Here is a 13,025-nt window from a genome sequence, read left to right as displayed (position 1 = left end):
GATGGGAAAGTTATCCACGCATGTGCTCGATACGGCGACGGGACACCCCGCGAAGGGCATGGCACTGACCCTGCACCGGATCGACGAAAGTGGCCGGCAGTTGCTCAAGACCGCCGTTACCAATGCCGACGGCAGGACGGATGAGTTGTTGCTCTCGCCGGATGAGATGATGGTCGGACAGTATGAGCTGACATTCTTCGTCGAGGATTATTTCAAGGCTTCGCAAATTGCACGCGACGAGCCTCCCTTCCTTGACGATATCCCGATCCGCTTCGCCATTTCGAACGCCGATGGCAATTATCACGTGCCGCTGCTGGTGACGCCGTGGGGGTATTCGACGTACAGAGGAAGTTGAGAGAATTCTTCCTGCATTGCTGCTGTGCGTGGTTCGCCCTTCGACGAGCTCAGGAGCTCACCGTGAGGGAGGTGAGTTGATTGCAGGATAGTCTCCCAGCGTTGGTATTCGTGGCTCCAGCAAACCACAACCTACCTCATGGTGAGCTCCTGAGCTCGTCGAAGGGCGAACCACGCACAGCAGCATTGCTCACCCATAAATTCCGATCACACTGAAGCTGCGTTGCTCATCGATCTTGAAATAGACGAGGTTGGATGCGGAGGCCGGCGATGGTTCTCTACAGGCGATGGTCACATTCCCCGTGTCACCCGCATCGAGCAGAACGCCATCCTGCCGGAAAACACTGCCCATCAGCTTCTGCATGAGCGGCGAAACGTCAATGGCTATGAGGTTGGTAAGCGGATCGCCGAGCTGGATCGTATCGCCAGCGGACCATTGCTTGACCTCGTCGGCGCTGCTTACCTGAAGCTCGTTGGCTGCCGTATCCCATTTGGCGAAGGTTGGTTGCGCGGGCGATTTGGTTACATTCCAGATGCGGACCATCGACAGACCGCGCATAGCGGGGCCGAAGAATTCTCCGGCGGTATTGGTGGTGAAAGTCACGATATCAGCGCTAGTCAGAGCCAGTTTGGCAGACTTCGGGGCTTGGGTGCGAACACCCAGTGATTGGAAAATCACTGTGCCGCTATCGCTTGCGGGAAGGAAGATCAGACCAGACTGCTTCTTGCCCGTGGCCGCATGGGCGATGCCTGAGGGAAAACAGGGGATCCCGGTCTCACTATGGACGACCATGGCGTCATGCCATTGATCGCCGTCCGCGCTGGTCTTGATACAAAAATCGCGACCCCACATCGTGCCCATTTCCGCCCGGCCCTGATAGTTGGATTGGAAAAGCAGCGAGGCGGCCTGGCTGTCATCCGCCTTGTTTATTTTCAGCTGATGGCCGCCGCCAACATGATCGAACAGCGAGGCAGGGCTTTTCAAGGCTAGCCGGTTGTTCTCGTCGGCGACCGTGTTGATGCCGACCAGAGCGACAGGATTGATGCCGGTCTTCACCTCGCTCCATGAGGCCTGATCGAACACAACGAAGCTGTGTTCCTCTGTCACCCAGGCATACCAGCCCTCCTGCGGCTGGAAGAACGCCCAGGCGCCATCCTGCCATGCGGCGATCTGGTTGTCCTTGCCTGCCCAGGGCGCCGCGGCGCCAGACGCCACGATGTAACGGTCGCCTTCCTGAGGCTCCAGAGGAGCGCTCGCCAGCTTGCGGCTTGTTACCGAAAGTTGCACCAGCGCGTCGAGCGCCCGGATCGCCTCGTTGTGGGTGACATGCTTCTGCGCCTGCGAAGGCGCGATATAGGGCAATTTCAAGTTCGAAGTCTGGTCCATATGGCTGTCCTTTCAGCTGTCCATCAAGACCACAGACTCTAAAGCCGCGTGACACGTGTTGGATAAACCGCCAGCGTGAAGCGCGTCAAATGAGGGATAAAATGATAGCTAGTGACAAATAGAACGGAACTCCCATATAACTCTACAAAGGAGTTGTCTTGATGGGTTTGACAGCATTTAAGCAGGAATTTGAAGGTTTTGCCGCGGAGTTGCCGACTTCTCCGAACTTGGTCGCACGCCCTCTGATAAATGACCCAAATCCCATGAGTGACTTCAATGAAGCGCTTAAGCTCTACCAGAGACAAGTCTCCATTTGGTATTCGAACCTCCTGATCTCGCTTGAAAAGCTCAAAAGTCTCTTCGACAAAGCTTCCGAGGACGAGACCGGCAAGTCAACGAATTTTTTGATAGATGAAGCCATTCCTCAAGTCTTGGGGAGGCTGGATCAGATCGCTAAATCCTTACAAACCAACATTGATATTGTTCCCACCTTGGCCATATCCGATTTGGCCAAAGAGATCGGTAAGCGCGGTCAAACCGCAATGAGTGTGCAGCTCGAACTTGTGTACGATGTCAAATCCAAGATTGATTCTATTGTCGAGGAGTATCACCCCGACAACAAGCCGGTGGGCGATGTGCTCAAGTCGATCGACGATTTTGACGCCTGGTTCGACCGGATCGCCGCTCTATAATGATTGAGCTGGATTATACAAACCGCTTCAAGAAATCGCTTTCAAAACTGTCTTCTAACCAAAAAGACCTGGTCGGGAAAGCATTAAAGCTCTTTGTAATAGATCCCCATCACCAAGACCTTGATTTTAAGAAACGCAGCGGTTCGAAATATCACACCATCCGAGCTGATATCCGGCTGCGCATAGCGATGACCAAGACCGGTGATCGATTCTATCTGTTGGAACTGACGGGTAACCACGACGATATCAACTCGCTCGACAGGCAAAGGAGATAGGTCGTTAGAAGCAGGGGAGACTGCCTAAACCGGCATTGCATTTATAACGCCCTATGTTACTGGTCTTGCGTTCGTATTAGGTAGGGGCACACCGAACCAGCAGGTCTTTATTCTCCGAGCACTGAGGATTAATGAAATTGGAAATCTTTCGGCAAAGCGTCTCGATGATGCCGCGTCGTTACAAGCAGATACTCCTTGTCATTTTCGACATGGTCACGCTGACTTTCGCCATTTGGCTCAGCTATCTGCTGAGATTCGGGGAATTTTTTATCCCGAACAGCGAACAGGCTTTGTTGATGATTGCCGCGCCGCTGATCGGGCTGCCGGTGTTCGTCCGTTTCGGGCTTTATCGTTCTGTCATTCGCTATCTGCCTGACAAGGCAATCTGGACAATGATCCAGGCCGTGACGATTTCCGTCATCCTCTGGGTCTGCCTCGCCTTCCTGACATTGATGACGGGCGCCGAAGGCGTGCCGCGCGCCATTCCGTTTCTGTATTGGGTCCTGAGCATCGGGCTCATCTGCGGCAGCCGTTTCGCTGCCAAATGGCTCCTGTGGAGCCCCTTGCGCGAAAAGCTGCTGGCACGGCAGTGCCTTATATTCGGGGCGGGTGATGCCGGAAGGCAATTGGCCAACGCCTTGAGATCGCAGAACGAAGTTTTCGTCGCGGGTTTTGTCGATGATGACAAGAGCCTGCATGGCATGGATATACTCGGCATCCGCGTCTATCCGACATCGCAGCTCGAGACGCTCATTGAAAATTTCGGCATCAACGAGATGATCGTGACAACCTCGGCCCTGAGCGGCATTCAGCGCCGCCGGCTGATCGGCAGGTTGAAATCCCTGGACGTCAAGGTGCGCATTCTTCCGGCGATTTCGGATCTGACAGCCGGTAAATATATTGTCAGCCAGCTGCGCGATATCGACATCGATGACCTGCTCGGCCGCTCGCCGGTGCCGGCCGATCCTATCCTGCTCGACAAGACGGTGGAAAACCGCACCGTTCTCGTGACTGGCGCCGGCGGATCGATCGGGTCGGAGCTTTGCCGCACCATCGTCAAGCTGGCGCCGGCCAAGCTGGTGATCTTCGATGTCAACGAACACAGTATCTATCAACTGCACCGCGAGCTGGCCGCTGTCAGCGATTGCCTGGTGATTCCAGTGCTTGGATCGATCGCCGATGCGCCGCTGATCAGAACCGTGCTTGCGACGCACGGAATAGAAAATGTCTATCATTGTGCCGCCTACAAACATGTGCCGCTGGTTGAGGAAAACGTCGTCGAGGGCGCGCGCAACAATGTGATCGGCACGGATGTGCTCGCCGGGCTGTCGCGCGAGGCGGGCGTCCGGAACTTCGTGCTCATCTCGTCCGACAAGGCCGTGCGGCCATCGAATGTCATGGGCGCGACCAAGCGCTGGGCAGAGCTCATCGTGCGCTATCATGGCGATGAAGCCAGCAGGCAGAGCAGCGGCCAGATTTTCGCTTCGGTCCGCTTCGGTAATGTGATTGGTTCGAGTGGTTCGGTCGTGCCGCTGTTTCGCGAGCAGATCGCCCATGGCGGTCCGTTGACGGTCACCCATGATGACATGACCCGCTATTTCATGTCGGTGCGTGAGGCGGCGGAACTGATCATTCAGGCCGGCGCGCTTTCCGACGGCGGCGATATCCTGCTGCTCGAAATGGGCGAGGCCGTCCGCATCCGTGATCTTGCGGAAAACATGATCCTGCTGGCCGGCCTTTCGATCAGGGACAGCACCCATCCAGAGGGTGATATCGAAATCGTCACCGTCGGCATACGCGATGGCGAGAAGCTGCATGAAGAGCTGTTCTATGATCCGACCGGGGTGTCGCCGACTGTGCATTCGAAAATTCTGCGTGCCAAGCGCGGGGCCAACTCCGTGGATCATTTTCCCGAAGCCATCTTAGAATTGCGGCAGCTGATCGAAAAGCAGGACGCGGATGCGGTGCGCAAACTGCTGTTCGAATACGCGACTTCCTAGAGCCTGAACGAAAATTTCGCCATGGAGGACTGCAAATGGCGTTTTTCTGTGCTCCGATGCTCACGTACCCAAATGTACGCTGCGCGTCGGTGCTCGAAAACCACCATTTTCGCCACCCCCTGACGAATTTTGGTTCAGGCTCCTAGCTGGATTTGGTCCGAAAGCGGAGCAGAACGAACCCGACGCCAATCGCCGCGACGAGAATACCTGCGACTCGAAACAGACCATGTTCTGCCGCTGCAGCGGCGCAGGCCCCGAGGACAAGATTGAGCAGGCCAACGCTGATAACGATACGCCAGACCGACCAGCCGGAGCGCCTCGCTACCTGATAGGCGTGCTTGGAATGGGCGGTGAAAATGTTGTCGCCAGCCGCCAACCGCATGAACAGCGTCGACGTTGCATCGGCTATGAAGAACAGCGGCAGGATCAGTCCGGCCCAGATCGACAGATCATGGCCAAGCCGGAAGAAGGCGAGGCCGCTGAGCAAGCCGATAGGCAGGCTGCCGGAATCGCCCAGAAAAACGCTGGCTTTCGGCCGGTTGAAGATGGCAAAGCCCGCGAGCCCGCCTGCAATCGAAGCGGCGAGGCTGCCGGTCCCGAGCGCCGCCAGCCCGAAGGCTGAAAAGCCCGCAAGCAGGGCTAGGGGTATGCCCAGTCCAGACACAACCATCAGGTCGAGCCCGTCCATGAAATTGGTCAGGTTGATGAAATAGACCAGGGCGAGAACGAGAAGGCCGCGCTCCACAAGGAAAGGCAGGAGTTCCGGCAGCAGCCGAAAATCCGCCCCGAGCCCATAGACGGCAACCGCCGAGGCGGCGAGTTGCGAAGCAAGCCGGATTGTTTCGGGCAGATGGTGGCGGTCATCGAGGAAACCTACAACCCACAATAGGGCGGCGGCAAGGCTCGCGGAGCTTAGAAACTGGCTATCAAGCCCGGCTGGAGGACCAAAGATCCACAGCGAGGCAACGATCACCGGGACGATGGCGAGGCCGCCCAATTGCCGCGCCGCCTGCGTGTGGTTGGAGCGCTCGGTCACCGCGGCGCCGAGGAAGTCCGCAGGCAGCGTCCGCATGATGATCGTCAGCAAGACGGCACTTGCAACGGCAGCGGCAAGAAAAGGAGCGATGATGGCGGCCAAGCGTGGTTATCCTCGACGTGAAACGAGCCACCCTTGTCACGAAAATATTGCGGAAACAATTGTGAAGAGCGACAAACTCTCCGATCATTCACATTGCACAAGCTGGAACCAGAGGTTATAAGGCCGCGCTGTCACGCCGAATATTCAGATCGGCGCTGACATTTTGGGGCGTAGCCAAGTGGTAAGGCAGCGGTTTTTGGTACCGCCATTCGGAGGTTCGAACCCTCCCGCCCCAGCCAGTCTTTTCATCGCCAAAATTCTACTTGATCAGTTCGCAGCAGCGAATTTGGCCGCTCCTTCCACAACCAAGCACAGCAAGAGCTGTTTCTTTCCGGTCAATCATTGCTATAGATCGGTTGCAAAAAGACTGTTGATCAAAAGAGGAAACTGACATGGTACGTCGCATCGCGGTCGTTGGCAGCAACATGACCGATCTCGTAACATCGATCATCCGCATGCCAGCACCAGGCGAGACGCTGGAAGCACCGGCATTTTCGATGGGCTTTGGCGGCAAGGGCGCCAATCAGGCGGTCGCTGCCGCAAGGCTTGGCGCCGACGTGATGATGGTCACCAAGGTCGGCGACGACGTCTTCGGTCAAAGCACCATCGACAACCTCAAAAGCAATGGAATCGATATCTCCCATGTCGGGACCGTTGCCGGCAAATCGAGCGGCGTTGCGCCGATCTTCGTCGATGAGAGCGGCGAGAACTCGATCTTCATCATCAAGGGCGCGAACAATGATCTGAAGCCCGCTGACATCGACGCGGCTGCAGAAGACCTGAAGCGCTGCGATCTTATCCTGATGCAATTGGAAGTGCCGCTCGAGACGGTCTACTACACGATCGCCTTCGCCGACCGGCATGGCATCGAAACGATTCTCAATCCCGCACCTGCCGCGCCGGATCTCGATCCGAAACAGGTTACCAAGGCGACCTTCGTCGTTCCCAACGAAACCGAATTGGCGCTGCTGACCGACATGCCCACCGGAACCGATGACGAGATCGAAAAAGCGGCTCGTTCCTTGATCGACAAGGGCATCCGCACGGTTATTGTCACACTCGGCTCCCGCGGCGCGCGCCTGATCACAGCAAATTCCTCGACATTGATCGAGCCTCTCAAGGTCACGCCGAAAGACACGACCGGGGCTGGCGATGCCTTCATCGGCAGCTTTGCCCGCTACTATGTGGAAGGCCGCGAGCTCGAAGCCTCGCTCAGGAAGGCAGCGCTCTATGCGGCTGACTCGATTACGCGTGAAGGTACACAGAAGTCCTATGCAAAGGCCGAAGAATTCGATCAATTCCTGAGGCAGAATCAGATCAGATAATCAATCTAAACGTACCGGGAGGAATCATGCTCAAGAACCTGGATCCATTGCTGAATGCGGACGTGCTCTATGCTCTGAGAGCCATGGGCCATGGTGACCGGCTGGTCATATGCGACACGAATTTTCCAGGCGATTCCATCGCGCGTCAGACACGGCTCGGCCGGTTGTTGCGCATCGACGCGGTGACCGCGCCACGGGCTGCGCGCGCTATTCTCTCGGTCATGCCGCTCGATACGTTCATCGATGACGCTGCGGCGCGTATGGAAATCGTTGGCAGTCCCGACGAGATACCCGACGTCCAGGTGGAGATGCAGGCCGAGATCGATCGGGCCGAAGGCAAGCACTGGCCAATGGTTTCCATCGACCGTATGGCTTTTTATGAACACGCCAAGAATGCCTATTGCGTCATCGCCACCGGCGAGCGCCGGTTTTATGGGTGCTTTATATTCGCCAAGGGTGTGATCCCACCGGAAGCAGCCTGAAATAATCACAATTTTCAGGATTGAAAAAAGTAGGACCTAGTGCTATCTATCGCCATGATAGAACGGACGTTCAAAACGGCATGGTTCACAAAGGCGGCTCGCAAGGCACGCATCAAAGATGCAGAACTTTGTAAGGCAATCCAACAGGTGTCTCTCGGGCAAGTGGACGATTTAGGCGGCGGCGTTTTCAAGAAACGTTTGAATGAGAACATGCACCGATCAATCATCCTCGCGAAGCCGGACGGGTTTTGGGTCTACGAATATCTGTTCGCCAAAAAGGATAGGGCCAACATCAGAGATGATGAGCTTTTGAGTTTCCGGCAACTTGTGAAAGCATATTCTGGGCTGACGCCGAAGCAGCTCCAGCAATTACTGCAGGACGGAGATTTTGTGGAGATATGCAATGACTAAAGCTAGCAAATACAAGTCCGATGCGTTTGAAGCAATTCATTCCTCGGCCAAGGCGCTTTATAAGGTTGGGGCTATCAGCAAGGCTACACTACGGAGTTTCGACGAGAATAGTCTGACAGTCCCGGAGTTCGAACCCCAGGCGATAAAGGCACTTCGTGAGAGGAATCACGTGAGCCAGCCAGTGTTCGCACGCTATCTGAATACCAGTGAATCGACGATTCAGAAATGGGAAAGCGGAGCGAAGCGACCCAGTGGATTGGCATTGAAGCTACTTACCGTTGTGGAGAAGCATGGACTAGACGTGCTAAATTGAATGGGTAATAGACCACAAGTAGCGCTGCACAAATATGCTGGATCAATTTTCCACGGATTGCGAGTTTTAAAAAAGCCCGACTCCGGCTTTGCCTCGCTTTGGAATGGTGTTCTGATATTTTGTGGTTCACGGCAATAAATTGGCGCGGATTTCGTTTCCCTTGTGAAACCATCCTTTCCTTAAATTGCGCCCTTCCACTATGTTGCCGCGAACAATGGCAATATTGATACGCCGCGTGATTCAGCCGATATTGTTGCGCCAGACGCCCGCCAACGAGAGTGGATAGTAATTTTCATGACCAAGAACCTGACGCATCTCCAGCGTCTTGAAGCCGAAGCAATCCATATATTTCGCGAGGTCGCGGCGACTTTTTCCAATCCTGTGATGCTCTATTCCATCGGCAAGGATTCATCCGTCATGCTGCATCTCGCGATGAAGGCCTTTTATCCGGCCAAGCCGCCATTTCCGTTTCTCCACGTCGATAGCACGTGGAAATTCAAGGAGATGATCGCGTTTCGTGATTCAGAAGCTCAGCGCCTCGGCTTCGACCTTCTCGTTCACAGCAATCAGGAAGGCATCGAACAGGGCATCGGTCCTTTCACGCATGGCTCCAATACGCACACCCACATCATGAAGACTGTTGCGCTCCGGCAGGCGCTCGACAAGTACGGCTTCGATGCCGCCTTTGGCGGGGCGCGGCGCGACGAGGAAAAGTCCCGCGCCAAGGAGCGGATTTTCTCGTTCCGCAATGCACAGCATTCCTGGGATCCGAAAAATCAGCGGCCGGAAATGTGGAAGATCTACAACACCCGCGTCGCCAAGGGTGAATCGATCCGCGTGTTTCCGATCTCGAACTGGACGGAACTCGATATCTGGCAATACATCATGCAGGAGGAAATTCCGATCGTTCCGCTGTACTTTGCCGCAAGACGTCCGGTGGTGGAGCGCGACGGCATGCTGATCATGCGCGACGATGAGCGGATGCAGATGCTGCCCGGCGAGGTGCTGCAGCAGAAGATGGTGCGTTTCCGTACGCTTGGCTGCTATCCTCTGACTGGCGCAGTCGAATCCGGCGCGGTAACGCTGCCGGAAATCGTCAGCGAGATGCTGGTTTCCCGCACCTCCGAGCGGCAGGGCCGTATGATCGACAAGGACGAGGCCGGTTCGATGGAAAAGAAGAAGCGTGAGGGCTATTTCTGATGAGAAAGTTGGCCCAGATCGAGGTTTCGCCCGCAGCTTCAGCGGCCGAGGAAATCAATGCCTATATGGCCGAGCAGGAAAAGAAATCGCTGCTGCGGTTTCTCACCTGCGGGTCTGTGGACGACGGCAAATCCACGCTGATCGGCCGGTTGCTCTATGACACCAAGCTGATCTTTGAGGACCAGCTGGCGGCGCTGACCAAAGATAGCCGCAAGCATGGCACCAACGGCGAAGATATCGATTTAGCCCTTCTGGTCGACGGGCTGGAAGCCGAGCGCGAGCAGGGCATCACCATCGATGTCGCCTATCGCTTCTTCTCGACGCCAAAGCGCAAGTTCATCGTTGCCGATACGCCTGGCCATGAGCAGTATACCCGAAACATGGCGACGGGTGCCTCGACTGCAGACCTTGCCATCGTGCTGGTCGATGCGCGGCAGGGCATTTTGCGCCAGACACGGCGCCATAGTTTCATTGCGTCGCTGCTTGGCATTCGCAACATCATTCTTGCCGTCAACAAGATTGATCTCGTGGATTATTCGCAGGATGTCTTCGACAAGATTGTTGCGGATTATCAGGAGTTTGCGAGCAAACTCGGATTCAAAACAATACAGGCGATCCCGCTTTCGGCGCGCTTTGGCGACAATGTCATCGGTCCATCGGCAAACCTGCCCTGGTACAAGGGACCGGCGCTTCTGCAGCATCTGGAGAACGTGCCGCTGGACAGCGCGGACGAAGCACGTCCGTTCCGCTTTCCGGTGCAATTCGTCAACCGGCCCAATCTTGATTTCCGCGGTTTCTCCGGCACCATAGCTTCGGGCACGGTTGCACCGGGCGATGAAATAGTGGTTGCCAAATCCGGCAAGTCTTCGCGCGTCAAGCGCATCGTCACATGGGATGGCGATCTGGCAAGTGCTGGTGAGGGTGAGGCGGTCACGATCGTTCTCGATGACGAGATCGAGGTCTCGCGTGGCAATATGCTGGTTGCCCCGGATGCAAGGCCGGAAGTCGCGGACCAGTTCGCCGCCAACGTCGTGTGGTTCGCCGAACACGCCTTGATACCGGGTCGTTCCTATATCCTGCGTACGGAAACCGATCAGGTCACTGCGACGATCACCGATCTCAAATATCGAATCGATATCAATAGTTTCGCGCAGGAAGCGGCCAAATCGCTTGACCTGAATGAAGTCGGCGTCGTCAATATCTCGACGCAGGAGCCGGTCGCCTTCGACCCCTACAAATCGAACCGTTCGACGGGCTCGTTCATCCTGATCGACCGTCTGACCAATGCGACCGTCGGCGCCGGCATGGTCGACTTCGCGCTACGCCGTGCTTCCAACGTGCATTGGCAGGCGCTCGACGTCGACAAGGCATCGCGTGCCGCACAGAAAGACCAGAAGCCGGCAGTGCTGTGGTTCACGGGTCTTTCGGGGTCAGGCAAATCGACGGTCGCCAATCTGGTTGAAAAGCGTCTGTCTTCGCTCGGTAAGCACACCTACATCCTCGATGGCGACAATGTCCGCCACGGCCTCAATCGCGATCTCGGCTTCACCGAGGAGGATCGCGTCGAAAATATCCGCCGCGTCGGCGAGGTGGCAAAGTTGATGGCGGATGCGGGCCTGATCGTGCTCGTCTCTTTCATTTCGCCCTTCCGCTCCGAACGCCGGATGGTGCGCGAGCTGTTGAGTGATGGGGAGTTCATGGAAATCTTCGTGGATACGCCATTCGAGGAATGCGCACGGCGCGATCCGAAAGGGCTCTATGCCAAGGCGTTGCGCGGCGAAATCAAGAATTTCACCGGTGTGGACTCGCCGTACGAGGCGCCGGAGAACCCGGAACTTCACCTGAAGACCGTTGGCCGGACGACAGAGGAACTTGCTTCCGAAGTCGAAAAGCTGCTCACTGAACATGGCATCATCTTCAACTACGATCAAAGTTCGTGGTCGATTTAAGTGCCGCTTCTTACCCTCCCCCTTGTGGGGAGGGACGGACCGTAGGTCCGGGGAGGGGCTTTCCTGAATACAAAAAAGGCGCAAAGCCATTGCCAGATTAATCGCTGCAAAGAACCCCTCCCTGCTGCTTCGCAGCCTCCCTCCCCACAAGGGGAGGGTAAGGTGGCACCATCGCAGCGTAATCCGGAAATATCTATGCATACTCTACTTCCGATCAACTACACCGCGCTTCTCTCCATCTTTGAAGAGACGGCGATTGCCGCCGGGCGCGAAATTCTGCGCATCTATATAGAGGGCTGCGACGTTGCGTTGAAAGACGACAAATCGCCGGTGACGGCGGCAGACCACGCGGCAGAAGCCATTATTCTGGAGGCGCTGCGCCGTGCAACACCGGAAATCCCGATTGTGGCGGAAGAAGAGATTTCTGGCGGGCATGTGCCCGGTGATCTCGGCGACCGCTTCTATCTGGTCGATCCGCTCGATGGAACGCGCGAATTCGTCAATCGCAACGGTGATTTCACCGTCAATATCGCTCTGATTGAACACGGCGCTCCGGTGCTGGGTATCGTCTATGCTCCGGTGCGTGGGTGGCTATTTACCGGCGGGCCGAAGGGTGCGCAGGAAGTGACCATCGACCACATGGGGAGCGTAACCACGCGCAACAGCATTTCGTGCCGGACTGCGCCGAAGGAAATGATCGCCGTCGCCAGCCGCTCGCACCGCACGCCGGAAACTGACGATTATTTGAAGGAATTCACCATCGCCGATTGCGTGTCGGTCGGTTCATCGATCAAATTCGGACTGGTGGCGCGAGGCGAGGCGGATATCTATCCGCGGCTGAGCCGCACGATGGAATGGGACACGGCAGCAGGCGATGCGGTGTTGCGCGCTGCGGGTGGGATCACGCTGACACTTGACGGCAAGCCGCTGACCTATGGCCGCCGCAATCAGGCCAATGACGCTGATTTCGCCAATCCGAGCTTTGTGGCCCGCGGAAAGCTCTAGCCCGAGCGCTTCCGTAACAGCAGCGTCACCACGAAAAACGCGCCGATCGAGCTTGTGACAATGCCGATGGGCAGTTCCTGCGGCGCGAGCAGGAGCCGTGCTGCAAGGTCGCTCAGGAGGATCAACGTTGCGCCCAGCAGTGCGCAGGTGAGGATCAGGCCCGCGTGGAGCTGACCGGCAAAACGCCGGGCGACATGCGGGATCATCGCTCACCGTTTACAGTTGCGGGGGCAGCCACGGTCTCGGTCCCTTTTGGGTACGCCTCACCGTGTTCCCTTTTCATCTCCAGCGTTGTCTTGCCGGAGAAACCATCAGTGACGATCATTAGATGAAAGAACGTTCGCATGAAACCTCTTTCGCTGAAACATATAGAGCTTGGAAAAAAATAGAGAAATGCTATGTTTCGTTGGGGAGTGGAAGGCAAGCTTTCGCCTGCCTTCCGTTTTCCTGGCTATTAAAAGAGGACCCGGATGGTGAGTGTCCAGCTCGTCCGG

The 13,025-nt window shown here is 56.3% G+C and carries 14 protein-coding genes, 1 tRNA gene and 1 riboswitch; of the genes, 12 read left to right on the top strand and 3 right to left on the bottom strand.

Features of this window, described 5'->3' with window-relative positions; genetic code table 11:
- Position 1 precedes the first annotated feature (1 nt).
- Positions 2–355 (top strand): hydroxyisourate hydrolase, encoded by a 354-nt coding sequence (uraH, locus tag ACSQ3H_RS20360; protein WP_436118716.1) that lies wholly within the window; start codon positions 2–4, stop codon positions 353–355.
- A gap of 189 nt (positions 356–544) precedes the next feature.
- On the opposite strand, the gene ACSQ3H_RS20355 is transcribed toward uraH, so the two are convergent.
- Positions 545–1,741, bottom strand: coding sequence for a DUF2793 domain-containing protein (locus tag ACSQ3H_RS20355; RefSeq protein ID WP_436118715.1), 1,197 nt, complete (start codon positions 1,739–1,741; stop codon positions 545–547).
- A 161-nt stretch (positions 1,742–1,902) separates the two neighbouring features.
- Between ACSQ3H_RS20355 and ACSQ3H_RS20350 the strand changes: the two genes are divergently transcribed.
- From ACSQ3H_RS20350 to ACSQ3H_RS20340, 3 genes are all read left to right on the top strand, one after another.
- On the top strand, positions 1,903–2,433 hold the full coding sequence (locus tag ACSQ3H_RS20350; protein WP_436118714.1) for a hypothetical protein: 531 nt from the start codon (positions 1,903–1,905) through the stop codon (positions 2,431–2,433).
- The gene (locus tag ACSQ3H_RS20345) at positions 2,433–2,708 is read left to right on the top strand and encodes a hypothetical protein (protein ID WP_436118713.1); all 276 of its coding nucleotides are present in this window, start codon (positions 2,433–2,435) and stop codon (positions 2,706–2,708) included. Before ACSQ3H_RS20350 ends, ACSQ3H_RS20345 begins: the two co-directional genes overlap by 1 nt.
- Before the next feature lie 131 nt (positions 2,709–2,839).
- Entirely contained in the window at positions 2,840–4,708 is a 1,869-nt protein-coding gene (locus tag ACSQ3H_RS20340) for a polysaccharide biosynthesis protein (protein ID WP_436118712.1), read from the top strand.
- Positions 4,709–4,850: 142 nt separating this feature from the next.
- On the opposite strand, the gene ACSQ3H_RS20335 is transcribed toward ACSQ3H_RS20340, so the two are convergent.
- Positions 4,851–5,846 (bottom strand): glycoside hydrolase, encoded by a 996-nt coding sequence (locus tag ACSQ3H_RS20335; protein WP_436118711.1) that lies wholly within the window; start codon positions 5,844–5,846, stop codon positions 4,851–4,853.
- Between the two features lie 164 nt (positions 5,847–6,010).
- On the opposite strand from ACSQ3H_RS20335, the gene ACSQ3H_RS20330 reads away from it, so the two are divergent.
- From ACSQ3H_RS20330 to cysQ, 8 genes are all read left to right on the top strand, one after another.
- Positions 6,011–6,085: transfer RNA gene (locus ACSQ3H_RS20330), tRNA-Gln, on the top strand.
- 153 nt (positions 6,086–6,238) lie between these two features.
- The gene (gene rbsK / locus ACSQ3H_RS20325; protein ID WP_436118710.1) at positions 6,239–7,171 is read left to right on the top strand and encodes a ribokinase; all 933 of its coding nucleotides are present in this window, start codon (positions 6,239–6,241) and stop codon (positions 7,169–7,171) included.
- Between the two features lie 26 nt (positions 7,172–7,197).
- Positions 7,198–7,653, top strand: a complete 456-nt coding sequence (locus ACSQ3H_RS20320) for an RbsD/FucU family protein (RefSeq protein WP_436118709.1) — start codon at positions 7,198–7,200, stop codon at positions 7,651–7,653.
- A gap of 54 nt (positions 7,654–7,707) precedes the next feature.
- The gene (locus ACSQ3H_RS20315; RefSeq protein ID WP_436119515.1) at positions 7,708–8,064 is read left to right on the top strand and encodes a type II toxin-antitoxin system RelE/ParE family toxin; all 357 of its coding nucleotides are present in this window, start codon (positions 7,708–7,710) and stop codon (positions 8,062–8,064) included.
- Positions 8,057–8,377 carry a helix-turn-helix domain-containing protein gene (locus ACSQ3H_RS20310; protein ID WP_436118708.1) on the top strand — a complete coding sequence of 107 codons (321 nt, stop codon included), beginning with the start codon at positions 8,057–8,059 and terminating at the stop codon, positions 8,375–8,377. The genes ACSQ3H_RS20315 and ACSQ3H_RS20310 overlap by 8 nt, the downstream gene beginning before the upstream one ends.
- Before the next feature lie 294 nt (positions 8,378–8,671).
- Positions 8,672–9,577: a sulfate adenylyltransferase subunit CysD gene (gene cysD / locus ACSQ3H_RS20305; RefSeq protein ID WP_436118707.1), complete on the top strand. Its 906-nt coding sequence runs from the start codon at positions 8,672–8,674 to the stop codon at positions 9,575–9,577.
- Positions 9,577–11,526 carry a sulfate adenylyltransferase subunit CysN gene (gene cysN, locus ACSQ3H_RS20300; RefSeq protein ID WP_436118706.1) on the top strand — a complete coding sequence of 650 codons (1,950 nt, stop codon included), beginning with the start codon at positions 9,577–9,579 and terminating at the stop codon, positions 11,524–11,526. The genes cysD and cysN overlap by 1 nt, the downstream gene beginning before the upstream one ends.
- Before the next feature lie 195 nt (positions 11,527–11,721).
- A complete protein-coding gene (cysQ, locus tag ACSQ3H_RS20295; RefSeq protein WP_436118705.1) occupies positions 11,722–12,531 on the top strand; it encodes a 3'(2'),5'-bisphosphate nucleotidase CysQ in 810 nt (269 codons plus the stop codon).
- Here cysQ and ACSQ3H_RS20290 read toward each other — a convergent pair.
- On the bottom strand, positions 12,528–12,686 hold the full coding sequence (locus tag ACSQ3H_RS20290; RefSeq protein ID WP_436119514.1) for an iron chelate uptake ABC transporter family permease subunit: 159 nt from the start codon (positions 12,684–12,686) through the stop codon (positions 12,528–12,530). The two genes, cysQ and ACSQ3H_RS20290, sit on opposite strands and share 4 nt — an antisense overlap.
- Positions 12,668–12,858, bottom strand: a riboswitch (cobalamin riboswitch). It overlaps the preceding gene by 19 nt.
- Positions 12,859–13,025 lie beyond the last annotated feature (167 nt).

The organism is Phyllobacterium sp. LjRoot231 (genome assembly GCF_964253365.1).
Classification (GTDB): domain Bacteria; phylum Pseudomonadota; class Alphaproteobacteria; order Rhizobiales; family Rhizobiaceae; genus Phyllobacterium.
The sequence above is the reverse complement of the archived record's forward strand: the minus strand, read 5'-3'. Positions and strand labels throughout refer to the sequence as shown.